Source organism: Streptomyces sp. NPDC000348 (assembly GCF_042898795.1).
GTDB lineage: Bacteria > Actinomycetota > Actinomycetes > Streptomycetales > Streptomycetaceae > Streptomyces.
Genome location: NZ_JBIAZD010000003.1, coordinates 366,414 through 392,903, shown reverse-complemented (window position 1 = coordinate 392,903; position 26,490 = coordinate 366,414). Strand labels below are relative to the sequence as shown.

At 69.8% G+C, this 26,490-nt stretch carries 26 protein-coding genes and 1 tRNA gene; 6 read left to right on the top strand and 21 right to left on the bottom strand.

Features of this window, described 5'->3' with window-relative positions:
• Positions 1-2 precede the first annotated feature (2 nt).
• The 4 genes from dnaJ to ACFY3N_RS08645 all read right to left on the bottom strand — a co-directional run bounded on the left by dnaJ (position 3) and on the right by ACFY3N_RS08645 (position 4,849).
• Complete coding sequence (dnaJ, locus tag ACFY3N_RS08660) at positions 3-1,178, bottom strand: molecular chaperone DnaJ (RefSeq protein WP_390815867.1); 1,176 nt, start codon at positions 1,176-1,178, stop codon at positions 3-5.
• 36 nt (positions 1,179-1,214) lie between these two features.
• Entirely contained in the window at positions 1,215-1,883 is a 669-nt protein-coding gene (gene grpE, locus ACFY3N_RS08655) for a nucleotide exchange factor GrpE (protein WP_390815866.1), read from the bottom strand.
• On the bottom strand, positions 1,880-3,718 hold the full coding sequence (gene dnaK / locus ACFY3N_RS08650; protein ID WP_390815865.1) for a molecular chaperone DnaK: 1,839 nt from the start codon (positions 3,716-3,718) through the stop codon (positions 1,880-1,882). The genes grpE and dnaK overlap by 4 nt, the downstream gene beginning before the upstream one ends.
• 93 nt (positions 3,719-3,811) lie before the next feature.
• Positions 3,812-4,849, bottom strand: a complete 1,038-nt coding sequence (locus ACFY3N_RS08645) for an MraY family glycosyltransferase (protein WP_390815864.1) — start codon at positions 4,847-4,849, stop codon at positions 3,812-3,814.
• Positions 4,850-5,119: 270 nt separating this feature from the next.
• Here ACFY3N_RS08645 and ACFY3N_RS08640 point away from each other — a divergent pair, with 270 nt between their 5' ends.
• The 4 genes from ACFY3N_RS08640 to ACFY3N_RS08625 all read left to right on the top strand — a co-directional run bounded on the left by ACFY3N_RS08640 (position 5,120) and on the right by ACFY3N_RS08625 (position 11,717).
• Positions 5,120-7,402 (top strand): heterodisulfide reductase-related iron-sulfur binding cluster, encoded by a 2,283-nt coding sequence (locus ACFY3N_RS08640; RefSeq protein WP_390815863.1) that lies wholly within the window; start codon positions 5,120-5,122, stop codon positions 7,400-7,402.
• Between the two features lie 133 nt (positions 7,403-7,535).
• Complete coding sequence (locus ACFY3N_RS08635) at positions 7,536-8,942, top strand: FG-GAP and VCBS repeat-containing protein (RefSeq protein ID WP_390815862.1); 1,407 nt, start codon at positions 7,536-7,538, stop codon at positions 8,940-8,942.
• A 201-nt stretch (positions 8,943-9,143) separates the two neighbouring features.
• A complete protein-coding gene (locus ACFY3N_RS08630) occupies positions 9,144-10,619 on the top strand; it encodes a VCBS repeat-containing protein (protein WP_390815861.1) in 1,476 nt (491 codons plus the stop codon).
• Positions 10,620-10,706: 87 nt separating this feature from the next.
• Positions 10,707-11,717, top strand: a complete 1,011-nt coding sequence (locus ACFY3N_RS08625; protein ID WP_390815860.1) for a Yip1 family protein — start codon at positions 10,707-10,709, stop codon at positions 11,715-11,717.
• A gap of 121 nt (positions 11,718-11,838) precedes the next feature.
• Here ACFY3N_RS08625 and ACFY3N_RS08620 read toward each other — a convergent pair whose 3' ends face one another.
• The 3 genes from ACFY3N_RS08620 to dcd all read right to left on the bottom strand — a co-directional run bounded on the left by ACFY3N_RS08620 (position 11,839) and on the right by dcd (position 14,069).
• Positions 11,839-12,708, bottom strand: coding sequence for a GNAT family N-acetyltransferase (locus ACFY3N_RS08620; RefSeq protein WP_390815859.1), 870 nt, complete (start codon positions 12,706-12,708; stop codon positions 11,839-11,841).
• Between the two features lie 279 nt (positions 12,709-12,987).
• Positions 12,988-13,497, bottom strand: coding sequence for a phosphoribosyltransferase (locus tag ACFY3N_RS08615; RefSeq protein WP_390815858.1), 510 nt, complete (start codon positions 13,495-13,497; stop codon positions 12,988-12,990).
• Positions 13,494-14,069 carry a dCTP deaminase gene (gene dcd, locus ACFY3N_RS08610; RefSeq protein ID WP_030827650.1) on the bottom strand — a complete coding sequence of 192 codons (576 nt, stop codon included), beginning with the start codon at positions 14,067-14,069 and terminating at the stop codon, positions 13,494-13,496. The genes ACFY3N_RS08615 and dcd overlap by 4 nt, the downstream gene beginning before the upstream one ends.
• 485 nt (positions 14,070-14,554) lie before the next feature.
• Here dcd and ACFY3N_RS08605 point away from each other — a divergent pair.
• Positions 14,555-14,628: transfer RNA gene (locus ACFY3N_RS08605), tRNA-Gly, on the top strand.
• Between the two features lie 89 nt (positions 14,629-14,717).
• Here ACFY3N_RS08605 and ACFY3N_RS08600 read toward each other — a convergent pair.
• The 14 genes from ACFY3N_RS08600 to ACFY3N_RS08535 form a co-directional block, all read right to left on the bottom strand.
• Complete coding sequence (locus tag ACFY3N_RS08600; protein ID WP_390815857.1) at positions 14,718-15,884, bottom strand: tyrosine-type recombinase/integrase; 1,167 nt, start codon at positions 15,882-15,884, stop codon at positions 14,718-14,720.
• On the bottom strand, positions 15,884-16,096 hold the full coding sequence (locus ACFY3N_RS08595) for an excisionase family DNA-binding protein (protein WP_142194130.1): 213 nt from the start codon (positions 16,094-16,096) through the stop codon (positions 15,884-15,886). The genes ACFY3N_RS08600 and ACFY3N_RS08595 overlap by 1 nt, the downstream gene beginning before the upstream one ends.
• Positions 16,089-17,411 (bottom strand): replication initiator, encoded by a 1,323-nt coding sequence (locus ACFY3N_RS08590; RefSeq protein WP_390816065.1) that lies wholly within the window; start codon positions 17,409-17,411, stop codon positions 16,089-16,091. Before ACFY3N_RS08590 ends, ACFY3N_RS08595 begins: the two co-directional genes overlap by 8 nt.
• A 134-nt stretch (positions 17,412-17,545) precedes the next feature.
• Positions 17,546-17,785, bottom strand: a complete 240-nt coding sequence (locus ACFY3N_RS08585; RefSeq protein ID WP_390815856.1) for a SpdD protein — start codon at positions 17,783-17,785, stop codon at positions 17,546-17,548.
• 14 nt (positions 17,786-17,799) lie between these two features.
• The gene (locus ACFY3N_RS08580) at positions 17,800-17,994 is read right to left on the bottom strand and encodes a hypothetical protein (RefSeq protein WP_390815855.1); all 195 of its coding nucleotides are present in this window, start codon (positions 17,992-17,994) and stop codon (positions 17,800-17,802) included.
• Positions 17,995-18,004: 10 nt separating this feature from the next.
• Positions 18,005-18,196 (bottom strand): mobile element transfer protein, encoded by a 192-nt coding sequence (locus tag ACFY3N_RS08575; RefSeq protein ID WP_053216614.1) that lies wholly within the window; start codon positions 18,194-18,196, stop codon positions 18,005-18,007.
• Entirely contained in the window at positions 18,196-18,396 is a 201-nt protein-coding gene (locus ACFY3N_RS08570; RefSeq protein WP_390815854.1) for a hypothetical protein, read from the bottom strand. Before ACFY3N_RS08570 ends, ACFY3N_RS08575 begins: the two co-directional genes overlap by 1 nt.
• Positions 18,397-18,416: 20 nt before the next feature.
• Positions 18,417-19,049, bottom strand: a complete 633-nt coding sequence (locus tag ACFY3N_RS08565; protein ID WP_390815853.1) for a DUF2637 domain-containing protein — start codon at positions 19,047-19,049, stop codon at positions 18,417-18,419.
• Positions 19,049-19,219 (bottom strand): hypothetical protein, encoded by a 171-nt coding sequence (locus ACFY3N_RS08560; RefSeq protein ID WP_390815852.1) that lies wholly within the window; start codon positions 19,217-19,219, stop codon positions 19,049-19,051. The genes ACFY3N_RS08565 and ACFY3N_RS08560 overlap by 1 nt, the downstream gene beginning before the upstream one ends.
• Positions 19,220-19,301: 82 nt before the next feature.
• Positions 19,302-20,672 (bottom strand): FtsK/SpoIIIE domain-containing protein, encoded by a 1,371-nt coding sequence (locus tag ACFY3N_RS08555; RefSeq protein ID WP_390815851.1) that lies wholly within the window; start codon positions 20,670-20,672, stop codon positions 19,302-19,304.
• A gap of 5 nt (positions 20,673-20,677) precedes the next feature.
• A complete protein-coding gene (locus ACFY3N_RS08550) occupies positions 20,678-21,028 on the bottom strand; it encodes a hypothetical protein (RefSeq protein ID WP_390815850.1) in 351 nt (116 codons plus the stop codon).
• Between the two features lie 128 nt (positions 21,029-21,156).
• On the bottom strand, positions 21,157-21,885 hold the full coding sequence (locus tag ACFY3N_RS08545; protein ID WP_390815849.1) for a GntR family transcriptional regulator: 729 nt from the start codon (positions 21,883-21,885) through the stop codon (positions 21,157-21,159).
• Positions 21,886-21,972: 87 nt separating this feature from the next.
• Entirely contained in the window at positions 21,973-22,410 is a 438-nt protein-coding gene (locus ACFY3N_RS08540) for an ATP-binding protein (RefSeq protein ID WP_142194140.1), read from the bottom strand.
• Between the two features lie 280 nt (positions 22,411-22,690).
• The gene (locus tag ACFY3N_RS08535) at positions 22,691-23,431 is read right to left on the bottom strand and encodes a GntR family transcriptional regulator (protein ID WP_142194141.1); all 741 of its coding nucleotides are present in this window, start codon (positions 23,429-23,431) and stop codon (positions 22,691-22,693) included.
• Between the two features lie 135 nt (positions 23,432-23,566).
• Here ACFY3N_RS08535 and ACFY3N_RS08530 point away from each other — a divergent pair, with 135 nt between their 5' ends.
• Positions 23,567-24,607: a DUF1152 domain-containing protein gene (locus tag ACFY3N_RS08530; RefSeq protein ID WP_390816064.1), complete on the top strand. Its 1,041-nt coding sequence runs from the start codon at positions 23,567-23,569 to the stop codon at positions 24,605-24,607.
• Positions 24,608-26,490 lie beyond the last annotated feature (1,883 nt).

Below are 26,490 nucleotides of genomic sequence, written 5' to 3'. Positions count from 1 at the left end.
AATCAAGCTCCCTTCGCGGCCTGGAACAGCTCCGCCCGCGGATCGTCGTCCGCGGTCGCCTCGCGATACGCCTCGAGCGCGTCACGAGCCTTCCCCGACACGTCCTTGGGAACACTCACCTCCACGGTGACCAGCAGATCGCCGCGGGTGCCGTCCTTGCGGACCGCGCCCTTGCCCCGGGCCCGCATGGTGCGCCCGTTGGGCGTGCCCGGCGGCAGCTTCAGCGTGACCGGCGGACCGCCCAGCGTCGGGACCCGGACCTCGCCGCCGAGGGCGGCCTCGGCGAACGTCACGGGGACCGTGACGGTGAGGTTGTCGTCCTTGCGGCCGAACACCGGGTGGGCGCCGACGTGCACGACGACGTACAGGTCACCGGCGGGGCCGCCGCGCTCGCCCGGCGCGCCCTTGCCGCGCAGCCGGATCCGCTGGCCGTCGCTGACACCGGCGGGGATGCGCACCTGCATGGTCCGCGAGGACTTGGCCCGGCCGCTGCCCTTGCAGATCTCGCAGGGCTCCTCCGCGATCAGACCGCGGCCCTTGCAGTCGGGGCAGGGGTCGGTGAGCGAGAAGCCGCCGCCCGAGCCCCGCGCCACCTGGCCGGTGCCGACGCAGGTCGGGCACACGCGCGGCGTGCCGTTCTTGTCGCCGGTGCCCGAACAGGCCTTGCAGGGCGCCTGCGACGACATCCGCAGCGGGACGGTCGCGCCCTCGATCGCCTCGGTGAAGCTGAGCGTCACCTCGGACTCGATGTCCTGACCGCGCCGCGGCTGGGTACGCGTGGTCCCCGCGCCGCCGCGGTTGAACAGGCCCCCGAAGACGTCACCGAGGCCGCCGCCGAAGCCGCCCGCCTGCTGGCCGCCGGCCTGACCGCCGAAGAGGTCACCCAGGTCGAAGTTGAAGGTGCCGCCGCCCGCGCCCGGCCCCGGCCGGAAGCCTCCGTTGCCGAAGAGCGCGCGCGCCTCGTCGTACTCCTTGCGCTTCTTGGGGTCGCCGAGGACGTCGTTCGCCTCGGAGATCTCCTTGAACCGCTCCTCCGCCTTGGTGTTGCCCTTGTTGGCGTCCGGGTGGAACTCGCGGGCGAGCTTCCGGTACGCCTTCTTGATCTCGGCCTCGGTGGCGTCCTTGGGGACGCCGAGGACCTTGTAGAAGTCCTTCTCGATGAAGTCCTTGGTGCTCATCCCCGACGTCCCTCCTTTCCTGCGTCAACTCCTGCGTCAGCCCTCGTCCGGGCCACCGCTCTCCTTGTTCTCCGAGCCGTCCTGCGCCTCGGTGCTCTCCTCGGCCGGCTTGACCGTCTGCGCGCCGGGCTGCGGCTCGGCGACGGCCACCCGCGCGGGGCGGATGGTGCGCTCGCCGATGCGGTACCCCGGCTGCAGGATCGCCACGCACGTCGTCTCGGTGACGTCCGGCGCGTAACTGTGCATCAGCGCCTCGTGGATCGTCGGGTCGAAGGGCTCGCCCTCCTTGCCGAACTGCTGGAGGCCCATCTTGGCGATGACCGTCTCCAGCGACTCCGCGACGGACTTGAAGCCGCCGACCAGTTCGCCGTGTTCCCGCGCGCGGCCGACGTCGTCGAGCACGGGGAGCAGCTCGCTCAGGAGGTTCGCCACGGCGATCTCCTTCACCGCGATCCGGTCGCGCTCGACCCGGCGCCGGTAGTTCTGGAACTCGGCCTGGAGGCGCTGGAGGTCCGCCGTGCGCTCGTTGAGCGCCGTGCGCGCCTGGTCCAGCTGGGCCACCAGGGCCGCTTCCTGGCCCGTGTCCCCGGCCGGGGCCGCCGCCTCCTCCGCGGAGGGCTGGGCGGCGGCCTTCGGCTCGGCTTCGTCGGAGGGGACGTCGGGCTGCTGCGACTGCTCGTCGAAGCCCGGGGTCTCCTCGGTCACGCCGCACCGTCCTTGCGGTCCTCGTCGACGATCTCGGCGTCGACGACGTCGTCGTCGGCCCTGGCCTCGCCGGCGGACGCGCCACCGGCCGCCTGGGCGGCCTGGGCGTCGGCGTACATGGCCTGGCCCAGCTTCTGGGAGACGGCCGCGACCTTCTCCGTGGCGGTGCGGATCTCGGCGGAGTCCTCGCCCTTGAGCTTCTCCTTCAGCTCGGCGACGGCGGTCTCGACCTCGGTCTTGACGTCACCGGGGACCTTGTCCGCGTTGTCGCTGAGGAACTTCTCGGTCTGGTAGACGAGCTGCTCGCCCTGGTTGCGGGTCTCGGCGGCCTCGCGGCGGGCGTGGTCCTCCTCCGCGTACTTCTCGGCCTCCTGGCGCATCCGGTCGACCTCGTCCTTCGGCAGCGAGGAGCCGCCGGTGACGGTCATCTTCTGCTCCTTGCCCGTGCCCAGGTCCTTCGCGGTCACGTGCATGATGCCGTTGGCGTCGATGTCGAAGGAGACCTCGATCTGCGGGACGCCGCGCGGCGCCGGCGGCAGACCGGTCAGCTCGAACATGCCGAGCTTCTTGTTGTACGCGGCGATCTCGCGCTCGCCCTGGTAGACCTGGATCTGCACCGACGGCTGGTTGTCCTCGGCCGTGGTGAAGATCTCGGAGCGCTTCGTCGGGATCGTGGTGTTGCGCTCGATCAGCTTGGTCATGATGCCGCCCTTGGTCTCGATGCCGAGGGACAGCGGGGTGACGTCGAGCAGCAGGACGTCCTTGACCTCGCCCTTGAGGACACCGGCCTGGAGAGCGGCACCGATCGAGACGACCTCGTCCGGGTTGACGCCCTTGTTGGCCTCCTTGCCGCCGGTCATCTCCTTGACGAGCTCGGCGACGGCGGGCATGCGGGTGGAGCCACCGACGAGAACGACGTGGTCGATCTCGGAGAGCTGGATGCCGGCGTCCTTGATGACGTTGTGGAACGGCGTCTTGCAGCGCTCGAGCAGGTCCGCGGTCAGCTGCTGGAACTGGGCGCGGGTCAGCTTCTCGTCGAGGTGCAGGGGGCCCTCGGCGGAGGCGGTGATGTAGGGGAGGTTGATCGAGGTCTCGGTGGACGAGGAGAGCTCGATCTTGGCCTTCTCGGCGGCCTCGCGCAGGCGCTGGAGGGCCATCTTGTCCTTGCCGAGGTCCACGCCGTGGCCGGACTGGAACTGCTTGACCAGGTAGTCGACGACGCGCTGGTCCCAGTCGTCACCACCGAGGTTGTTGTCACCGTTGGTGGCCTTCACCTCGACGACGCCGTCGCCGATCTCCAGCAGCGAGACGTCGAAGGTACCGCCACCGAGGTCGAAGACGAGGATGGTCTGGTCGTCCTTGTCGAGGCCGTACGCCAGGGCGGCGGCCGTCGGCTCGTTGACGATGCGCAGCACGTTCAGACCGGCGATCTCGCCGGCCTCCTTGGTCGCCTGGCGCTCGGCGTCGTTGAAGTACGCCGGGACGGTGATGACCGCGTCCGTGACCTTCTCGCCCAGGTACGCCTCGGCGTCGCGCTTCAGCTTCTGCAGCACGAAGGCGCTGATCTGCTGCGGGTTGAAGGGCTTCCCGTCGAGCTCGATCTTCCAGTCGGTGCCCATGTGGCGCTTGACCGACCGGATGGTCCTGTCGACGTTCGTGACCGCCTGACGCTTGGCCACCTCGCCGACCAGCACCTCACCGTTCTTGGCGAAGGCGACGACGGACGGCGTGGTCCTGGCGCCCTCGGCGTTGGTGATGACGGTGGGCTCGCCGCCCTCCAGAACGCTGACGACGGAGTTAGTCGTGCCCAGGTCGATGCCGACCGCACGTGCCATTTCGATTCCTCCAGCTGACTTGAGTGGAACGGACTCAAGCATGCACGACACCCGGCGCGGGGTCAACAGAGCTGAGTCGAGCAGACTCAACTCTTATCCGTTCCTTACGCGCAACCGCCCTGTGACCTGCGACGATGCCTCGGAAGACCGCTGACGGGGCCGAAAAACAGGGGTGACGGGAAGCCGTACGAGCGCGAGGACGACCACCGCGGCCACCGCCGCCACCCACACCGCCGCGCCCCCGGACACCCGCCCGGTGTGCGCGGCCACCCCCACGAGTACCCCGCCCAGCGCCGCCACGCCGAGCAGTACGGTCACCGCGCGGGGGGCGAGTCCGAGCCGCCGCAGCCGGTGGCCGAGGTGATCCGGCCGGCCGCGGGTCAGCGGCCACCGGGACAGCCGCCGCCCGAGGACCACCAGCACGGCGTCGGCGCACGCCACGGCCGTCAGGGCGGACAACACCCCGGCGCCGGTCCCGATTCCCTGCCCGGCCCGCACGAACACCGCCGCCGAGGCCACCACGAACCCCGCGAACAGCGAGCCGCCCGCCCCGAGGCCGGCCCGCGCGGGATGCCAGTTGTGCAGCAGGAACCCGGCGAGCGCGGCGGCCAGCACGCTCAGCAGCACCGCGAGCCCGTCCATCAGCTCGGCCGCCGCGCAGGCCGCCACCCCGAACGCGGTCACCGCCCCCACGGTGCCGGCCAGCCCGTCCGTGTGGTCGAGCCCCCGGAAGGCGGCGGTGACCGCCACGATCCACCCCACGGCGAGCACCCCCTGCGGCGTCCCGGTCTCCGCGTACGGCACGACGAGCGCCGCCGCCACGGCCGTACCGGCGAGCGGGACCCACCACCGCAGCCGCCACGCGTCGGCGGCCAGCCCGAGGAGGCCGACCCAGGCCCCGGCGGCCAGCAGCCGCCCGATCCCGGTGCCGAGCGGGGCGAGTCCCGCCCGGTCGCCGAGCCCCGCCACCAGCCCGGTCGCGAGTACGACGGCCGTTCCCCCGGACAGCGGCACGGCCAGGCGGCGCCTGCGGTCCAGGACGCCCAGGCGCAGGGCGGGGGAGCGCAGCAGTTCCGCGAGGAGGGCGGAGAGCAGCAGCGCGGTGGCGGCGGCGGCGATCCCGTAGAGCACGGATATAAGTTAGGGGCGTATGGACCGATTTAGCGCGAATAACACGATCAGATCCCGGACGCCATTCGAGACGCCCCCGGGGGCGCCGCCATAGGCGACCCTCAGCGATTCAGATCACCCCGCGCCCGGCTACAGTGCGACCGGAGATGGGGGTAGTCTCGAACGGACTGCATAAGTTACCGCTTAGTAATTTCGGGGAAGCCGCAGTGGAGCCCCCGTCGACGTCCCGAAAGTCCCTCTCCAAACCCCTCGCAGGCCCGAGGAGCCCCCATGCAACTCGCCGCGATCATCGTGTCGCTGGTCCTGACCGTGGTCGGCGTTGCGCTGCTCGCACGCGCGATCGGCCAGTTCGTCCGGTACTTCAGGCTGGGCCAGCCGGTCCCGGCCGGTGCCCGGACCGACAACCCCTATCAGCGCAGTGTGACCCTGGTGCGGGAGTTCCTCGGCCACACCCGCATGAACCGGTGGGGCGTCGTCGGCATCGCCCACTGGTTCGTCGCCGTCGGCTTCCTGACGCTGCCGCCGACCCTCGCCCAGGCGTTCGGCCAGCTCTTCCAGGCCGACTGGGTGCTCCCGGTCATCGGCGGCTTCCTGCCGTTCGAGCTCTACATCGAGTTCATCGGCGTGATGACCGTGCTCGGCATCGCCGTGCTCATCGTCATCCGGCTGCTCAGCCTGCCGTCGCGGCCGGGCCGCAAGTCCCGCTTCGCGGGCTCCAAGGCGGGCCAGGCGTACTTCGTCGAGTACGTCATCCTCACCATCGGCCTGGCGATCTACGTGCTGCGCGGCCTGGAGGGCGCACTGCACCACGTGGACCACTACGAGGCGGCGTACTTCGCCTCGTACCCGCTGGTCCTCGCCTTCAAGGGCCTGTCGGTCGCCACGCTGCAGAACCTGGTCTACCTGGTCGCCATGATCAAGATCGGGACCTCGTTCATCTGGATGATCGTGGTCTCGCTCAACACCAACATGGGCGTGGCCTGGCACCGCTTCCTCGCCTTCCCGAACATCTGGTTCAAGCGCGAGGCCGACGGCGGGACCGCCCTGGGCGCGCTCCAGCCGATGACGTCGGGCGGCAGGCCGATCGACTTCACCGACCCCGGTGACGACGACGTCTTCGGCGTCTCCCAGGTCGAGCAGTTCTCCTGGAAGGGCCTGCTGGACTTCTCCACCTGCACCGAGTGCGGCCGCTGCCAGTCGCAGTGCCCCGCCTGGAACACCGGCAAGCCCCTCTCCCCCAAGCTCCTGATCATGTCCCTGCGCGACCACGCGCACGCCAAGGCCCCCTACCTGCTGGCCGGCGGCGGCAAGACCATGGAGGGCGAGGAGAAGGCGTCCGAGGAGCAGCTGGCCGGCGTGCCCGCCGCGGCCCTCGCGGAGGCCGAGCGCCCGCTGATCGGCACCGCCGAGGAGAACGGCGTCATCGACCCGGACGTCCTGTGGTCCTGCACCACCTGCGGCGCCTGCGTCGAGCAGTGCCCCGTCGACATCGAGCACGTCGACCACATCGTCGACATGCGCCGCTACCAGGTGATGATCGAGTCCGCGTTCCCGTCCGAGGCGGGCACGATGCTCAAGAACCTGGAGAAGAAGGGCAACCCCTGGGGCCTGGCGAAGAAGCAGCGCCTGGAGTGGACCAAGGAGGTCGACTTCGAGGTCCCGGTCGTCGGCAAGGACATCGAGGACCTCTCCGAGGTCGAGTACCTGTACTGGGTCGGCTGCGCCGGCGCCCTGGAGGACCGCGCCAAGAAGACCACCAAGGCCTTCGCCGAGCTGCTGCACATCGCGGGCGTCAAGTTCGCGATCATGGGCGGCGACGAGAAGTGCACCGGTGACTCGGCGCGGCGCCTCGGCAACGAGCCCCTGTTCCAGGAGCTCGGCATGGAGAACGTCATGTCGCTGAACGCGGCGTTCGGCGAGGAGACGGACGACGACGGCAAGGTCGTGCCCGAGTCGGCGAAGCCCAAGTCGGCGAAGAAGATCGTCGCCACCTGCCCGCACTGCCTCAACACCCTCGGCAACGAGTACCCGCAGCTCGGCGGCGACTACGAGGTCATCCACCACACCCAGCTGCTCCAGCACCTGGTCGACGAGGGCAGGCTGATCCCGGTCACCCCGGTCGAGGGCCTCATCACCTACCACGACCCGTGCTACCTGGGCCGCCACAACAAGATCTACACGCCCCCGCGCGAGATCATCGGCAAGGTCCCGGGCCTGCGCAACGAGGAGATGCACCGCCACAAGGAACGCGGCTTCTGCTGCGGCGCGGGCGGCGCCCGGATGTGGATGGAGGAGCGGATCGGCAAGCGCATCAACAACGAGCGCGTCGACGAGGCCCTCTCCCTGAACCCGGACATCGTCTCCACCGCCTGCCCGTTCTGCCTCGTCATGCTCACGGACTCCGTGAACGGCAAGAAGAACGAGGGCAGGGCCAAGGAGTCCATCCAGGTCGTCGACGTCGCCCAGCTGCTGCTGGAGTCCGTCAAGACCCCGGCCGGCCCGGCGGACGACGAGGAGAGCGAGAGCGCTCCGGAGCCGGAGCCGGTGAAGTAACGCGACACACCACCGAAGGGGCCGTCCGGCAGGACGGCCCCTTCGTCATGCCCACGTACAACCTTCCGCCCGCATCCGCTGTCCGACAGTCGCGTCATCCACACCCGACCCCGCGGACCCACGGAGCCCTCCCTTGCGCACCCGCACCTCCCTCCTCGTCGCCGCCACCCTCCTCGCCTCGGGCCTGACCCCCCTCGCCCTGGCCGCCCCGGCCGACGCCGCGACCGCCACGTACAAGGAGGACTTCAACGGCGACGGGCACCGCGACCTCGCCCTGGGCGACCGGCTCGCCACCGCGGGCGGCAAGAAGGAGGCGGGCGCGGTCGTCGTCGTCTGGGGCACCGCCAAAGGGCTGGACCCCGCGAGGAGAACCGTGATCACGCAGAACAGCGCGGGCGTCGAGGGCACGGCGGAGACCCGGGACCACTTCGGCGCGAAGATCACCACCGCGGACATGAACAAGGACGGATACGCCGACATCGTCGCCACCTCCTCGGGCGAGGAGACGGGCACCAACCGGGGCATGTTCACCATCCTCTGGGGTTCCGGGTCGGGCATCTCCGGCGGAAGCTCGTACGCGGCGCCCGCGGGCAAGGAGGTCACTTTCGCCCTGGACGTCGCGGTCGGCGACTTCAACGCCGACGGCCGCCCGGACGTGACCGCGGTCGACGACGAGTACGTCTGGTTCCTGCGCGGCCCCTTCACCAAGTCCGGCTCCCGCGGCAAGGCCACCAACCTGGACCCCGTCGACGGCGAGGACATCAACCCGCGTCTGGTCGTGTCCGGCAAGGTCCCCAAGGACGGCACCGCCGACTTCGCGGTGATCGGATATGACACGGACACCCGGAGCAACCGCGTCTGGTTCTACCGGGGCGGCTCCACCGGCCCCGGGAAGCCGTCGAAGAAGACCGGTCTGCCGGCCTCCTCCGAACTCGTCGGCTCCGGCGCCGTGATCGCCGACTTCGACAAGAACGGCCACGGGGACCTGGCGGTCGGCGTCTCCCGCTCCGGCAAGGGCGGCGCGGTCCACGTCCTCAAGGGCGGCTCCACCGGCTTCGGCACGGCGAAGTCGTACACCCAGGACACCTCCGGGGTGCCCGGCGTGCGCGAGTCCGGCGACTTCTTCGGCTACGACGTGTCGGCCGCCGACACCAACGGCGACGGCTACCCCGACCTGGCGGTGGGCGTCCCCTGCGAGGTGATCGGGTCGAACCTGTTCCGCACCGGCGCGCTCACCGTGCTGCGCGGCGGTTCCGGCGGGATCACCGGGAAGGGCGCCCGGCAGTACGACTACGGCACCACCGGCGTCGAGGGCGACCCCGCCGAGGAGAACGACGCCTGGCTCGGCACCTCCGTCCTGCTGAACGACTTCGACCACGACGGCCGCGCCGAACTGGTCGCGACCGCCAACGAGGCCGGACGTCTCCACCTGCTGCCCGGCACCGCCTCCGGCCCGACCGGCACGGGCTCGGACCTGCTCACCCCCGGCGAACTCGGCCTGGGCGCACGCCCGTTCTTCGGGGGGACGCTGGCCGACTGAGCACAGCGGCCGGTCCCGTCCGTCACACCCGGCACGAAAAACCCCGGACTCACGTACAACCCTCGTGTGCCGACGCCGGTCTTCTGATCGCCGACCGTCCGGTGAACCGCGGAGCAACCCCCGGCGAACCAGGACGGTCCCGGCACCTCATCGACTCCGGATGCCCGCCAGGCATCCCCCGCATGCCGCAGGAGAACCCGCATGCACCGACACCCCCGACTCGCCCTCGCCACGGCCACCGCCGCCGCGCTGACGGGCGGTCTGCTCACCCTCGTCGCCACGCCCGCCACGGCCGCCGACTCCACGCACGTCCCCCTGGCCGACTTCAACGGCGACGGCCGGGGCGACCTGGCCACCTCGGTCACGGGCGCCTACGTCTCCGGCAAGGCCCAGGCCGGCCAGTTCACCGTCCTCTACGGCACGTCCACCGGCGTGTCCTCCGCCAAGCGCCACACCCTGAGCCAGAACAGCAGCGGCGTCCCCGGCACCGCCGAGGCCGGGGACAACTTCGGCTACGACCACGCGTACGCCGACTTCAACGGCGACGGCTACGACGACGTCGCCGTCTCCTCCCCGTACGAGGACGTCGAGGGCGACAAGGACGGCGGCACCCTGGCCATCCTGTGGGGCTCGGCCTCCGGCATCACCGGCAAGGGCATCACCGTCACCGACCCGGCCCGTTCCTCCCACGACACGTGGGGCAAGAACCTCGCCGCCGGCGACTTCGACGGCGACGGCAGGGCCGACCTGGCCGTCGGCAGCGACAACGCCACCATCCACGTCTACAAGGGCGGCTTCACCACCGCGGGCAAGTCCGGCGGCCGCTACACCATCACGCCCCCGATCATGGGCGGCGAGGCGGACGGCCCGGTGAACCTGACCGCCAGCGACGTCAACGGCGGCGCGACCGACCTGATCGTCGACGGCTACGAGACCTCCTCCGAGTACGGCTGGAACCGGAACTACTACATCCCCGGCTCCGCGAGCGGTCTGAAGACGTCCGCGGCCAAGTCCCTGAAGCCCGGTGTGATCACCGCGGTCGGCGACATCGACAAGGACGGCTACGGCGACATCGTCAGCGGCGCCTACTGGAACTCCACCATCGAGGACGGCACGCCGATCCCCGACTCCGCCAAGGGCGGCAAGGTCTGGGTCACCTACGGCTCGGGCACCGGCCCGCTCACCGGCTCCGCCGTCGGCATCACCCAGAACACCGGCAACGTGCCCGGCACGTCCGAGGGCAACGACTACTTCGGCTACGAGCTCGACCTCGGCGACATCAACGCCGACGGCTTCCTCGACCTCGCCATCGGTGTCGCCGGCGAGAACATCGACTCCGCGACCGACACCGGCACGGTCACCCTCCTCTACGGCACCGCGGACGGCCTGAACACCGCCTCCGGCGCCCAGTCCTTCTCCCAGGACACCGCGGGCGTCCCGGGCTCCAACGAGGACAACGACGGCTTCGGCCTGGACGTCAAGCTCGACGACGTCACCGGCGACGGCAAGGCCGACCTGATCGTCGGCTCCGCCGAGAACGACGGCGACGGCGCGATCACCTACCTGCCGTCCAACGGCTCGAAGATCACCGCGAGCGGCGCCCGCTCCGTCTCCCCGGGCACCTCGGGCGTCTCCACGACGGGCAGGCCGTACTTCGGCTCCAACTTCGCCGACTGAACGACGCGCGTCGTCCGTCCTCCGGAGGACCCGGCACCCCCGGGCCCCTACGGAGGACGGAGCACGGGGCTGACGACCCCTTAGGGGATGTCACAGCTCGGCCGCAAAGCCGGGCCCGAACGCCGGGGCCCGGCACACGAGCGCCCGGGACCAGGTACGTTCGATGACGTGGCTGGATTCAGGATCGGACGCGGCCGGAACAACAACGGCGCTCCTCACGCGCGACCGCAACACCCCCCGCACGGGCAGCAGACGCCGCAGGGGCCGTCGTACGGCTACCCGCAGGCGCCGCAGCCGTACCCGCCGCAGCCGTCGTACGGCGGTGGCGGCACCGGCCCCTGGCCGCACGCGAACCGCGGCCCGGGCGGACCCGGCGGTCACGGCGAGCCCGAGTACTTCGGCGACGGCGCGTACCCACACGGCGCCCAGGGCGCCCCGCACGACCCGTACGCGGCCAACAACCCGGGCCACACCCAGGCCTTCTCGATCAACGAGGACCCCTACCAGCAGGGCGACACCTACCGCGCCGACGCGGCCCCGCCCGCCGGCCCGGTCGGCCCCCGCCTGCACTGGAAGGACCTGCTCAAGGGCATCGTCCTGTCCCCCGCCCCGACGTTCCTGCGGATGCGCGACTACACGATGTGGGGCCCCGCCCTCATCGTCACCTTCCTCTACGGCCTGCTCGCCGTCTTCGGCTTCGACACCGCGCGCGAGGACGCGATCAGCGCCACGCTGTCGAACGCGGTCCCGATCGTCCTGACGACGGCCGTCGCGATGGTGCTCAGCGCCTTCGTCCTCGGCGTGGTCACCCACACCCTGGCCCGCCAGCTCGGCGGCGACGGCGCCTGGCAGCCCACGGTCGGCCTCTCCATGCTGATCATGTCCCTCACGGACGCGCCCCGCCTGGTCTTCGCCATGTTCGCCGGAGGCGACGCCGCCTTCGTCCAGATCCTCGGCTGGGCCACCTGGGTGGCGGCCGGCGCCCTGCTCACCCTCATGGTCAGCCGCTCCCACGACCTCCCCTGGCCGAAGGCCCTGGGCGCCTCGGCGATCCAGCTGGCCGCCCTGCTGTCGATCGTGAAGCTGGGCACGTTCTGACACCTGCCGCAAGAAGAAGGGAGGCTCCCGGCGCCGGGAGCCCCCCTTCTTTCTCCTGTGCCACTCTCAGGCGTCCAGGAATTCGAGGCCAAGGACCGTCGCAGGTCGGACCGTGATCCCCCTACGCCCGCGTGGTGTGGCTGAAGCCGAGGGAGGTCAGTCCTTCGGACTGACAGAGCCTGTCCGAGGGGCCGCCGATCTCGGTCTGCAGGAGTTGGTAAGCGGCGCCGTGCGACTGACCCCAGTGCATCGCGGCCCGCCACAGAACACGCCCGAGGCCCTGCCCTCGGGCCTCGGGCAGGACGGCGAAGTACTGGGGCATGAGCTGGGGGCGGCCGATCGCATCGGGGCGTACTTCCATCGGGCCGATCGCGCCCACGACGCGACCGTCCACGGCGGCAGCGAGGACCGGTCCGCACCGGCCGACCTGCATCTGCCCGTGCAGGAAGGACAGGCCGTCGGCGGCCATGGCCGTGGCGAACGGGGCGAAGGTCTCTTGCACAGCGGCCGGCCAGTCGGTGACGGGGCGGACCGGGCCGCCGGGGTCGGGGCAGGGTCTGGCGGTGAAGTCCTGGAGCTGGATGCGGGTGCCACGCGGGAAGCCGGTTTCGGTACCGAGCGGGCGCACGACCCTCGCGTTGACCACGTCATGCACGGTGGCGGGCTTCGCGGACAGTTCGGCCGCTTCGTCCACGACGCTGTCACGGTGCCCATAGGCGAAGACCTTGACGGTGCCGCGTCCACGCCGGGTCAGGGTGGGGATGAGGGCGTGATCGGATCGGTGGACCACGTCGCCACGAAGAACCGTCTCGTCCTTCTCACTGCTCCAGCGCCGGTCCTTGTCGTAGTGAAGGAAGGAACGGTCAGTGACGGCTGCTCGCAGCGTGTCCTCGAAGAGATCCACGGTGAGGACGTGGGGGTGGACGGGGCCGAGAGTCGGCACGATCGGCGCAGTCAGTACGGGCCGGAGCCAGTCCCAGCGGAAGAACATGTGCGGCACCTTAATGGCCGGCCGGTCAGGGCCCAGGCCCCGACGCGAAGACGCCGGGGCCTGAACGGAACCGACTGGATTCTGTCGGTCAGCGGGGGTTGTCGTCACCGGCATCGCAGGAGCACTCCGCGCTCTTCACGACCACGTCCAGGTCCAGGACGGCGGTGACCGCCGAAGCGGCGACGGGCGACGCCGCGCGACGCGCCGATCCGGTTGCGCTGCCCCAGGAAACCCGGGGTCCTCGACCTCCTGACCGAGGGTTCTACCGCCGCTCCAGGACTACAGTGCTTCGAGGTTCGGCTTGGGCGACTCGCCCGACTTGCTCACCGGAGGCAAAACGGACCACGGGAAGTTGATCCACTCGTCGGTGCGCTTCCAGACGTACTCGCACTTCACCAGCGACTGCGTCTTCTCGTAGACCACGGCGCTGCGCACCTCGGCGACGGCGTCGAGGCAGAAGTCGCGCACCAGCTTGAGCGTCTTGCCGGTGTCGGCGACGTCGTCCGCGATCAGCACCTTCTTGTCGGTGAAGTCGATGGCGTTGGGCACGGGCGCGAGCATGACCGGCATCTCGAGGGTGGTCCCGACCCCGGTGTAGAACTCGACGTTCACCAGGTGGATGTTCTTGCAGTCGAGGGCGTAGGCGAGCCCGCCGGCGACGAAGACACCGCCGCGGGCGATGCTCAGCACGACGTCGGGCTCGTACCCGTCGTCGGCGATCGTCTGGGCGAGCTCGCGGACGGCGACGCCGAACTGCTCGTAGCTGAGGTTCTCGCGCACGCCGCTCACACCTGCGTCCGGTGGAAGTTGAGGTAGGACCGCGAGGCCGTCGGCCCCCGCTGTCCCTGGTACCGCGACCCGTACCGCTCGCTCCCGTACGGGTGCTCGGCCGGCGAGCTGAGCCGGAACATGCACAGCTGCCCGATCTTCATACCGGGCCACAGCTTGATCGGGAGCGTCGCGAGGTTGCTGAGCTCGAGGGTCACGTGCCCGGAGAACCCGGGGTCGATGAACCCGGCGGTGGAGTGGGTGACCAGCCCGAGCCGCCCGAGCGAGCTCTTCCCCTCCAGCCGCGAGGCGAGGTCGTCGGGCAACGTGATGACCTCGTACGTACTGGCCAGCACGAACTCGCCGGGGTGGAGGATGAACGGTTCGTCCCCCTCCGGCTCCACGAGCCGGGTCAGATCCGCCTGCTCGACGGAGGGGTCGATGTGGGGGTACCGGTGATTCTCGAACACCCGGAAGTAGCGGTCGAGGCGTACATCGATGCTGGACGGCTGCACCATGGCGTCGTCGTAGGGATCGATACGCACCCGTCCGGCGTCGATCTCGGCCCGGATGTCCTTGTCAGAGAGAAGCACGGGCCCGAGGATACGCAAGGCGCGCGGAACGGCCACAATCGGCCGCCCCGCGCGCTGTCGCTGTGCCCGGTGCTACTGCTTCTGAAGACTCACCGGCACGACACTGCGAAGCCGCGCGCAGCGCGGACACCGCAGGAGCCGGCCGGGGCCGAGTCGCTCGGCCTGCTGCATCGGAAACGAGGCGGCGGTGAACACGTGCCCATCGGCACAGCGGACGACGGTGCGCTCCATCAAGTCCAAGAGTCCCTTCCCCAAGAGGCCGCGTCTGGCGAACTGCCCTGACGACAAAAGCCACATTACGGGATCAAAGGAACGACCCTCCAGGCGGCACCCCGCCCCTTCACCGTACGCCCCAACTTCTGCCCCGCGCAGCCGCATCCATCCCCTGAAACACGATCAGGCCCCCGGGCCTGAACATCGGGGGCCCGACATGGGGTAGAGTGATCGAGCATCCGGACACCGCTCGGGCGGGACCTCCGGATTACGCGGGTGTAGTTTAATGGTAGAACATCAGCTTCCCAAGCTGAGAGCGCGAGTTCGATTCTCGTCACCCGCTCCATGTGAAACCCCCAGGTCATCGACCCGGGGGTTGTTTGTTGTCTGGACCAGTGGGCGGGCTGCGCACCACAACCCCACCATAGGGACGCGCTACCCGTCGGCGGTCATCTCGCTGTGGTGCGGGTGGTCGCCGATGTGGCTCTTCGCACGCTCGGCACGGACCATGTCGTCGAGCCCGGCCGCCACGTCGCGCTGCCGATCCTCGTCGGAGTGCTGATAGATCAGCGCGGCCTTCTCGGACGACTGGCCGGCGCGGACCATCGTGTCCTTGAGGGTGGCCCCGGAGCGTGTCGAGAGCGTGTGCCCGGTGTGCCGGAGATCGTAGAAGCGGAAGCCGTCGGGGAGACCGGCGACCGTACGCGCCCGCCGCCACTTCCGCCCGAACGAGGTGCGCCGGAAGGGCGCTCCCTTCTCGCCGACGAAGACCAACCCGTCCGGCCCCTTCTCGGCGAACCAGGCGAGATGTTGCCGCACCTCCTTGTGCAGGAAGGCCGGGAGGACGACGGCCCGCACACCCGCACCCGACTTGGTCTCGCCGGGAGCACGCTTGCCGTTGGTCCGTTCCGGCTCTGCGACGCGGACGCGAATCACCATGCGGTCGAGGTCGACGTCCCGGCGGCGGAGGCCGGCCAGCTCCTCGGGGCGCATCGGGCCGTAGGCGCCGAGGTAGACCATGAGGCGCCAGCGGATGCCGATCGCGTCGGCGAGGGCGTCGACCTGGGCGACGGTGGCGATACGCCGTTCAGCGGCCGATTCCTTGCCCGCTCCTTTGATCCGGCACGGGTTGCGCGTGATCAGGTCGTCGTCTACGGCCGTCTCGAGGATGCCCTTGAGGAGACGGTACGCCTTGGCGACGGTCGTCTTGGCCTTGGTGGTGCGCAGACGCTCGGCACGCCACTCGCGCACACGCGGAGCGGTGATCTCGTCCAGGTCGAGGGCGCCGAAGGCCGGGAGGATGTGCAGGCGCAGGAGGTGGCGGTACAAGTCCTCTGTACGGACCGCCAGCTCTCGTTCTTCGACCCACTTCTCCGCGTACGTGCCGAAGTTGACCGCGCCGGCGTCGGGTGCGCGCCAGTCCCCGCGGCTGAGGTCGGCTTCGACCTGGGACAGCCAGACCTCTGCGTCCTTCTTCGTCTCGAAGGTCTCTTCCGCACGAATGCGCTCGCCATCGGGACCGAGGTAGGAGGCAGTCCAGCGACCGGAGCGGTACTGACGCACCGCGCCGAAGCGGCGACGCCTTCCCTTCTTGTTGGCCATCAGGCAGCCCTTCCGTAGCGAGAGCGGGATCGCCTGATCGGCTCGACCGTGCGGGCCCGGAGGAACTCGTCGACCGCGCTCTCCGGGATGCGGACGTGCCTGCCCACCTTCACGTACCGGATGCGCCGCTCCTCGATGAGGCGCCGGGGGAAGCGGGTTGTGGTGCCGAGCAGTTCGGCGACCTGATCGACGGAGAGATGGCGCTCAGCCATGGGTGGGCTCCCCTTCGGTTCCGGGGGCGGGTTCGAGGGTTTCGGCGAGCCAGGCTTCGGCGTCGGTGAGGCCGGTACCGGCGTAGACCCAGTGGGCGAGGACGAGCGTGGTCGTGTCCGAACCGTCCTCGTGTGCGGCTGCTGCTGTGGCTTGGGCGCGGCGGTATTCGGCGCGGGCGGTGCGGAGGGCGCCGAGGGTGGTGGAGTAGCGGCGGGATTTGGTGGAGAAGTGGCCGCGGAAGCCGAGCATGTGTGCCCAGGCGCGCAGGCGGAGGTGTTCGAGGTCTTTGCGGGCGCCGAGGGTCCAGGCTGCGCGGATGAGGCGTCGGGCGTGGTCGGTGATGTCGAGCTGGGCGAGTTCGGCGAGGAACTTCAGCGGGCGGTCGAGGGCGCCGGTCGCGGTTTCGGCGCCCTTGGTGGCGTACTTGGCGATGTACGCGGCCACGGCGCGCTCGGTCAGCTCCTGGCCGCCGCTGAAGTCGGCGGAGCGGATGGTGCGGACGTCGAGCTGACGGCCGAAGGCGAAGGTGTGCGCCCGGCCGTCGATCACGGGGCCGTCGACCCGGGCCGAGGTGGCGGCGGCGCGGATGGCATCAGTGAGCAGCTCGGCGGTGGCCCAGACCGGGGGCGGGGTGTCACCGCCTTCCGGGCCGTCGATGCGAATCACCGCATGGAAGTGGACCACACCGCGCTTCTGGTACTCGGCGACCTTCGCGAAGGACACACGCGCGTACTCGCGGAAGTCCCGCTGTGTCAGGCCGGCGCGCTTGGCGACCTCCCGGCGGAGGTAGATCGAGAAGCGCCGCCAGAGGAGGCCGGCGTGCGCGTTCCACAGGACGGCCGCTTCGTAGTCGTAGGTGTCCGGGTCGAGCGCGGTGCCGAGGACGGGGTCGTCCTGGTCGTGAAGGGTGCCGCAGCGGCAGCGGCGAACGGTCCGTGCCGGGCCGGTGGGGCGGTTGTGGACCGGGCCGAAGCCGGGGGCCGTGAAGGTGGCGAAGACGCGCGGATGGGCGGCGACACGTTCGGGGACGCCCTTGCCGCCGCGTAGGCCCGAGGTGATCAGGTGGAAGGTGTCACGGCGGTAGACCTCTGCGCAGGCCGCGCAGCGGGTGGTACGGCGGTTGTTGCAGCGCACCAGGAGGTGACCGGCGGGGAGGGTGCGGGAGTCGAGGTGGTGGAGTCGGTTGCCGACCTCGCCGGTGCGGGTGTCGACGGCGTACTCGGTGCGGTGGCCGTCGAGGCGGATCGGGTGGGTGCAGCCGCCCAGTCCAGAGAGCTGGTGGGCGAGCTGGGGGAGGTTGCCGAGTGAGGCCAGCTTGGAGAGTTCCGCCAGCGGGGGCGGAGTCTGCCGGGTGATGATGGGGGTTCCTTTCGGCTGTTACGGCGGTTGGGAGGGACGGCCCCGGGGCGGCGGGATGCTTGGCGGCTTGTTGCCGCCCCGGTGGCCGGTCAGCGCTTGGTCGCGCTGGTGACGAGGGAGCGCAGGACGACGGCGGCGACGGCCACCGAGACGGCCGTGACGGCGACCGCCGCCAGGAGCGCGGTGAGGACGACGCCGACGACGACCACAGCGGCGACCGGTCCCACGTAGGGGGCGAGGGCGCGGCCAGCGGAGGGCACCGGGTTGTGGGCGTGGTGACCGTCGAGGGCGGTCAGGGTCGGGACGTCGGGCAGCTTGGGACGGAACACGGCGGATCTCCTTGTCAGTCGTGGGTGCCGTTGATGACGTCGACCCCGGAGCGGGTGCCGGAGTCGATGAGCGGGGCGAGGACGGTCCGGGAGAGCAGGAAGCCGAAGAGCGCGATCACGACGACGATCCAGACGCGGACGCCGAAGAAGCGGACCGCGCCCCAGGCAATGAGGCCCAGGACCAGGACGAGCGGCAGTGAGACGGTCACGGGGGCTCCCTCAGCGGACGCGGCAGCGGTGGGTACGGGCGGCGAGTTCGGCGGCGGCGCGGCTGTCGTAGTCGGCGGCGAAGCCGCAGCGCGGGGCCGTGCAGGCGGCGGTGTGCTTCTCGCGGCCCCGGTCGTCGTAGTAGGTGGCGACCTGGACGGGGCCGACGCGGACAACGCGGCGGAAGCGCGGGGTGCGGGGCATCAGGGCAGCTCCTTCGGGTCCTCGTGGTGCTCGCCGGTGAAGTCGGTGACGTGGTCGAGGAGCCAGCGCCGGATCTCTTTGCCCTCGTACGCGTCGGCGGTGAGGATCACGGGTTCGGCGATGAGCATCGCTTCGGTGAGGCGGTTCTGACGGGTCAGCTCGGCGGCTCGGTTGAGCGCGCGGAGCGTGGACGGGCGCACGGTCGGAGGTCCTCCGTAGATCAGGTGAGGTGTGCGGCGATGGCTTCGGCGAGCGGCATCGGGACGCCGAGCCGGGCGCGAAGGGTCGAGGTGTCGATGGCGGTTCCGGTCCGTGTCCGGTGTTCGTCGGCGACCTTGCGGGCCAGGGCGACGAGTGCCGGTGGGACGGAAGCGGGGGCGGGGGCGGGGGCGGTAGGCAGCTCAGGGGCTGTCGGCGCGGCTGGATCTTCGGTCTCCGGGCGCCCGGTCGTCTCCGCTTCCGGTGCCTTCGGTGCTTCGGGGAGCGCCCGTGTTCCGTGGGCGAGCAGCGTTCCGCCGAGGAAGGCGACCGCGGGCCATCCGGCGACGAGGATGCGCAGCCAGGCCGGTACGTCGTTCAGGTCGAGGAGGCCGGCGGTCGCGACGTTGGCGCCGAGGGAGGCGACCAGGGCGACGAGGAACCAGCACCAGGCCGACGCCTTCGCGCCGCCGGTACGGAGCCGGTGCCAGGCGGCGACGAGGAGCAGGTCGACGGAGACCGGGTAGGCCCACGCCTTCCATCCGTCCTGTCCGGCAGCGGCGGCGAGGTCGTGGAGGTGGGCGAAGGACAGGGCTCCGGCGATGGCGGCTTGGACGAGGACCGCGTCCGCGCGCACGGCGGTGAGGGGGGCCATCAGGCCGACTCGTCGGGGAAGAGGCCCGGCGGAGGCTCGGACAGGGACACGGCCAGCGCCGGGCCCACGACCTCCACGAAGGTCGCGTCAGCGCCGGGCGTCTCGGCGTACGTGGCGAAGTGGCCCAGCAGGAGCACGGTACGGGCGAAGTCCTCGCAGTCGGGGCACACGGTGGGTGTCTCCTTTCTTGAGGCATGGCGGGGGTAAGGACTTGGCGCGGGACGGCCGCGCCAGCCGTGGGAGTGGTGCGGGCTACGAGGCCGGGTGCGGCGCGGGCACGGGCCAGGACGACTGCACGGGGACGGCCGGGATCGTCGGCCGGAAGGGGGCGAGGGCCGGTACGTCGGGGGCGAGGAGGGATGCGGCGCGGCAGGTGGCCGCGGCTTCGGCGAGGGTCAGGTGCGGCGTGCGGATGCGGGACCAGCCGCCGGAGGTGTCGCCGACGGCGGCGAGGCCGGGCCGTTCGGCGGGGATGGAGCAGGCCGCGTAGACCGCTTCCGGGGCGATGTCGCCGAGGGCCATCTTGGCGGATGCCTCGTCGTTGACGCGGTGGCAGACGCGGCCGGTGAGCTGGGCGCGGAGCATGGTGGCGCCCTTGCCGAGTTCGGCGCCGAAGCGCTGGCCACAGACCTCCAGGTAGATGCCGGCGGCGCGGCCGAGCTGGGCGAGGCGGATGAGCTGGGTGACCATCTCGTCGCGCCGGTCCTCGTCCTTCCTGCTCGCGACGAGGAAGAGTTCCGCCACCTCGTCGATGAACAGCACGATGGGCGGTGGCCGGTCCTCGTCGGGCAGTCCCCAGATGTCCGAGGTGATCAGTTCGTCGGGGGTGCCGGGGGCGATGCCCTGCCGGGCCTTGATCAGGTCGTAGCGGTCCTCCATCTCGGCCACGAGGACGGGCAGTAGGTCAGCGGCCTGCTGCTGGTCGACGGCGAGAGCGGAGAACCGGTCGGCGAAGGGCGACAGTTCGACACCGCGCTTGCAGTCGATGCCCACCAGGACCACGGGCTGAGTCGCCAGTCCGGCGATGAGGTTGCGCAGGTACATGGACTTGCCGGACAGCGTGGCGCCGAGGACGAGTTCATGCGGTACGGCGCGGTAGTCCCGGACGAACGCGGTGGCGTCCTCCCGCAGCGCCACCGGCACCCGCAGCAGCCCGCCCCGAGCACGCCGGGGCATCCGTACGTCGCGCAGCACGTCGAAACCGACGAGCCGCAGTTCGACGACCCCGGGCTTCACGTCACGTACGTACACGGCGTGGACGCCCCAGGCGTGCCGCAGCCGCTCCGCCGAGGCGGCAATGTCGGCAGGTTCCTGCCCGGCCGCCAGCCGAAGCCGCATCCGCAAGCCGGTTGCGGTGGGCCGTATGAGACCACGGCGGGGCGGGACCGGCCGGATCTCCCGGCGGGTGGTGGCCTTGACCGCCACGGCCCGCCAGCGAGGCGGTTCGACGGTCAGGCCGCAGGCGTCCATGGTCGAGGAGTACGAGGCCAGCAACCGGACCACCGAGGCCGGGAGCCCGACCGCGGACCAGTACGCGGCAGGGTGGGCGTGCCGGGCGTAGGCCGCGCCGCCTATCGCAGCGAGCGACCCGCCCACCTCCGCCACCGTCATCCAGTCGGTCATGCCGGTCAGCCCGCCTGAGCCATCGGGAAGGCGCCGGGGGTGACGGCGGTGGCACGGTAGGCGATGCCGTGCCGCTGCTGGCCGTTGAAGACGCTTTCCCACGGACGAGCCACCAGGCCGGGCAGGGAGACGGGCGCACCGACGGTCAGACCGTCCGTGACTCCGCTCTCCGGGATGGTGACCTGGATCAGCGACGACTCGCCCTCGTCGATGTAGACGACGCCGACCGTCATTAGGGCCTCACCGCTCATGGCGTCCTTGGCGATCTCCCCGGTCTTCCGGTCGCGCACCTTCGGCGCCGGCGCTTCGGTGAGGAGGACGGTGGCGGACGAGGCGTCGATACGGATCACACGCACAGATGTCTCCTTGAGCTTCTTGAGAGTCGCAACCTGTCACCTGACAAGTTGACTTAGCAAACTCGAAGCTAGGGATGCCAGGTTGACTTGTCAAGTGGCATTCGAGGTGAACGGGCCCGCTTCCGAGGTCAGTTCAGACGGTAGGTGTCTTCCAGTTCCTGCCGGTCGGCAGGCAGGAGCACGTCAGAGACTTGCAGTGCCTGCCCGGAGGCGTCACAGGCGATGACGAGGACACTCAGGACCGGTACGCCGTCCGGCAGGTCCAGCAGCTCACGTTCGGTCGCGTCAGGCAGGCGAGCGGAGACGCGCTCCGTCACGTGGTCGAAGCGGACCTTCTTGCGCGTCTCCAGGTGCGTGCGCGTACCGGACTCCAGCACCTCGGGACTCGCCAGATCGGTGCCGTCGACCAGGCCGGCGGGGAAGTAGGAGGAGACCAGTTCGACGGCCTCCCCGTCCTCCTCGACCAGGAGGCGACGCACGAGAGCCTTGGCACGCTTCGGCAGCCCGAGGGCCGAGGCCACCCGGGCCGGTATCGCCACTTCGGCGACCTGTACGAGCCGCCCGGCCGTCTGCGACTCATCACGCGTGAGCACGTCACGGCCGCGCCGTTCTCTCTCCTCGGCACCCGCAGGGCGACCGCGCACGATGGTGCCGTACCCCTGCCGGGACTCCAGCCAGCCGTCACGCTTCAGGAGCTCCAGGGCCCGCACGACCGTGGGCCGGGACATCCCGAACGCCTGGACAAGTTGGTTCTCACTGGGAACGCGGGTACCGGGCGGGTACGTTCCGTCCTCGATGCGACCTTGCAGGGTCTGCGCGAGGCGCACGTACTTGGGGGCCTCCACCTCATATCCCATGAACGCCGCCCGTCGCGATTGGCCAAGTCAACTGGTCAACCAGACTAGCGTTACGCATCCACAGATGCACCAGGGTGGGGTTGCCGCTCATTCGGGCCAGGCATCAGCCATCACGAAGGAGACCACCGTCCCACCGAAGCGACTGGGTCCGGAGTGCCACGACTCGGCCATGGCGTCGACCAGCAGCAGCCCGCGCCCATGCGCGTCATTCGCGCCCGGCCGGCGCATACGCACGTTCGCCGGGAAGCCGGGGTTGTGCACCTCTACGCGAAGCGAGGTTTCCTCCCGGAACCACTCCACGCGCACACGCCACTCCTCGTCCGCCCGTCCGTACAGGATGGCGTTGGTGACCAGCTCGGAAATCATCAGCGCACAGTCGTCGACCGAGCAGGCCGGGTTGTACGGGGCGATGAACTTCCGGAACCAGCGTCGAGCCCGAGGGACGGACTCCGGAACCGGATGCAGGGTCATTGCCCCGAGCCACGGTGATTCCTCGCTGGGGAAGCGGTTGAACCGGTAGGTCATCCGCGCTCACTCCTTGCCGCTGCCGTCGCAGTCGAGGCAGCGCCGCTTCGATGTGGCACGGATGTGGTCGTTGGCGGTGGCGAGGACCACCGACGTACGCGAAGCGACGCGCTTCCAACCGCGCCCCCGGCATCCCCGGCATGCTGCGCGCGTGCCCTGATCCGGCCGCCGACCTGCCACTCCGTGCCCCCTTCCAGTAAGTGGCCTTAGCCACTTACTGGATAGTGGCATTAGCCACTCGCGCCGCGCAAGCAGTTCACCTAACTGACGCACCGTCATGTCACACCAGCGGATAGCCCTGTTCGAACGCCCAGCGGTGCGGCGGATAGGTCGCCTCGGCGAACTCCAACGGCCGGTCCTGCATGTCGTAGACGACGTGGTGAACGATCAGTACGGCCGAGCCCGGTTGCAGCTCCAGGTCAGCGGCCTCTTCCTCGGTGGCGCTCCGAGCACACATCCGGTCCTCGGCGTAACTCCCCTGCCGGCCGGTCATGTTCTCGACGTACATCAGGGTCCCCTCCTGGATCCGCCCGGGGTCCGTGAGCTTGGGCGCCCGCTGCCCGACATCCGGGGCGAACCACGAGGTCGACAAGGTGATCGGACCGTCCTGGTTGTTGGTCACCCGCCGGCGGTGCACGGCCCTGCGGTCCTTCACCAGCCCGAGGGCCTCAGCGACGTGGTCCGGTGCGTCCATCCACCCGGCCGACGTAATCACCGCGTACTCACCGGGCGTGTAGATCTTCCCGGTCTGACGGGCCCGGCCGTACAACTCCCGCGCCCGCCGGTTGACTTCCAGGCTGCGCACATAGGTCCCCGAGCCCTGCCGCTTCTCGACGAGCCCCTGATGACTCAGCGCCTCAAGAGCGCGAGCCGCAGTCGGACGGGACACCTTCCAGTCCGCCGCCAACTGCCGCTCAGACGGCACCTCGTCACCCGCTCGCAGGTCGCCCCGAAGGATCTGATCGCGGATGTGGTGAGCGATCTGAAGATACTTCGGCTGCGCCTCCTCGATCTGCGGCACGTTCCCTCCTCGTCCAAGTGGCTATGGCCTCTAGCCACTATAGGGTGAGTGGTAAATACCAGAGCCCGTAATGTTGACCACATGACGCGGTTGATCGTCGCAGCAGGAGGAGGGGGCGACGCAGTCGCCGCCGCAATGCTTCACGCCGCCCTGTACGGCGACGAGGACCAGGCGGTGATCCTCACGTACGCGTGGGACCGCCTGTTGATCGACCCGGTACCGGGTCCGCGCGGCGCGCACGACTTCACCGGCCTGGAGGCCGTCACCCCGTCCGTGTGGTCAGTGCCGGCGACCGCCCGCCCAGTCGCTCCGGCAGGGTCGACCCTCCCTCGCCTCGCCTCCGAACTTCCACAGACACTCGCCCTGCTGGACCCCTCCCATGGAGTCGAGGGGGTAACGCGCCAGCTGGAAGAGCTGCTGGCCCACTTGGCGCCGGAGTCGATCGACCTCCTGGACGTCGGCGGAGACATCCTCGCCCGCGGCGACGAACCGACCCTGAAGAGTCCTCTTGCCGACGCGGTGACGCTTGCAGCGTGCTGCCGAGTGAACGCGCCGGTTCGACTCCTGATCGCCGGCCCCGGTCTCGACGGCGAGCTGTCGGCTGACGATCTCCGTCCATCACTGGGCCCTGTCGTCCACACCCTCACGGCGGAGGACGTAGCCCCGATCGGCAACGTCCTGGAGTGGCACCCGTCCGAGGCCACGGGGATGCTCGCGGCGACGGCCCGGGGGACGCGCGGCATCTGCGAGGTACGCGACGCCGGTCTACCGGTGCCGCTCACGGACGAAAGCCCGCGTGTCCACGAAGTCGACCTGGACGAGGCGCTGAGCCACAACACCCTTGCCCGAGCCATCATGGCGACGACGACCCTGGACGAGGTCGAGGCCCACAGTCGCGAGGTGTGCGGCTTCTCTGAGATCGACTACGAGCGCAACAAGGCCCTGTGGCTGAAGGACCAGGCGCCGGCGCCACTCGACGCCGATACGGTGCTCCGCCAGATTGACGAGTTCGAGTCGGATGCCCGCGCCCGTGGAGTCACACACACGACGTTCCGCCACCTCACCGAGGTCCTGAACCTCAACGGCTCCCAGCGCAGCGACCTACGCCAACTCCTGCTCACTAGGCGTCCGGAGCAGTACACAGCTCCACTCTGGCGCATCCCAGACGCCACCTGAGTTACAACCTTCTTTACTGGTTCAAGCACCCGTCGTCGCTTCGCTCCTCCGGGCGGGCGCGGGCGGCCGGCGGCGCCCGCGCTCATGTCTCCGCCCCGCTCGGCACCGCCGGCCGCCCGCTCCCGCCCAAGAGATAGGCACACGGGCATGAGGTCAGAACACGTCGTGGCTGGGGCGGTCGGCTCCACGGCTTTAGGCAGCCACCATGGGGCGAGCCTCGAAGATCATGGCCCCAACGTCGTGCTTTAACGGGCAGGTCCACAGACTGCCCGACGCGCCGGAAGCTTACGGGGCCATGATCACTCGCCCCATGGCAGCTCCCGCCCAAAGCCGCTCCACCGACCTAGCGTTTCCGGCCAACTTCCGGATCAAGCGCCCTGACCAGGGGACGTAGCGAGTGCGTACCCAACGAGTACCCAACGTGTAGCCATAGCGCACCCAACGAGACCCAACGAGCTTCGGCATCCAAAGACTGCGGTAGCCGGAACTAGGTAGATGTGGAGTTAGCCGGAAGCAGGCAGATCGGATGCGCTGCTACGGTCCTCGCAGCAGGTCAAGCCCCAGCAACTCCAAGCGCTAGCCGACGCTGGCCAGTTGTGACCGCGAGCCTGCTAAAGTACCCACGCACGCACTGTAGGCATGCCAAAAGGACGTCTGCGACACCTCTGACCGCGCGCCGACGCCTCATGGCCTTATGAGGAGGAACCCCTTGGAGAAGCCCAACCTCACCGATCCACCATTGCTATGCAATGGTTCACGGGTTACCCCGGACAGTACAGCGACGCGACTGCAGGACGCAACTAAGGTGCACCAGGCAGCGTTGCTGATCTCGGCTCTCGCCAGCTTGATCACAGCGCTAACCGGCGTCGCAGTCTTGTTCCTGCGCTGATCCCTTGAGCGTGCCCCTGGCGTGCCAGATCGAGAGGCACGCCAGGGGCAGCCACGGGGAACACCGGTTACTGCTCTGCGAACGCGCAGGTCAGCGTTCACCCAGGTCGGGGCGGGTCCGCATACGCGATCTTCCAAGTTGGTGCTCTGCAGCGGCCCCGCCATGTATGACTCGGCGAGTAACACGCCACCCGCCTAGAAGAGGTTGGGCAGGGCAAGTACGAGCGCAAACGAGAGACAGACGCTGAGAATGAACCTCCGCGTTCTGAACGGACGTCGGCGGCCTTTGGCATCCACGAGCTGAGCGACCCAAGCCGCCAGGAGTACACCGAGCGACCCTAGTACGGCGTGCCCAAGATGCCCGCCTTGCAGCGCCCTGGAGAGGTAGAAGATGCCCGCCATCTGACAAACAGTTGCAAGCGCTACAGATGCGAGGACGATGCCAGCTCTCCGATCGGCTTCCTCCTCCTCTGGCGTAACGATCCTGACTGGTAAGTATCGAGGCATCGCTCTCCAACCCCGCCCAAGCAAAACAGCGTTGACGACCATCGAGCCTATCGAGGTTCACGCTGAAGAGCTCAGCGTGCGCTCAGGCGCGTCCAGCACTCGCCTTGCTTGCTGGCGGAAAGACGGCCACGATCCCGGCGCACGGCCGGCCAAACGGTCCGGCACGACTGGGTACTGGCACCACCGGGTAAGCACGGATCAAACTCCTAATGCGGTGGTCACACGGCAGCACCGCCGACGGCAGTGACGGCAGCGCTGACGGCAACGACGCCGGACGGCAGCGGCACTCAGCGAACCGTCGCGAGGCCAACGGAAGACGATTGGACCGCCCCACCAAGGCTTGCCCGCATCTTCTAAACGCCCGCTACGCTGAGCTAGCTTGGGCACGCCTGACCACTGCCTAGCATCGCGATCTAGCCATCCGTGGACCGAGGTTGGCCCGTGCTAACCGACAGCAGCAGCCGACGCGATGCGGGAGGCCCGAGCCC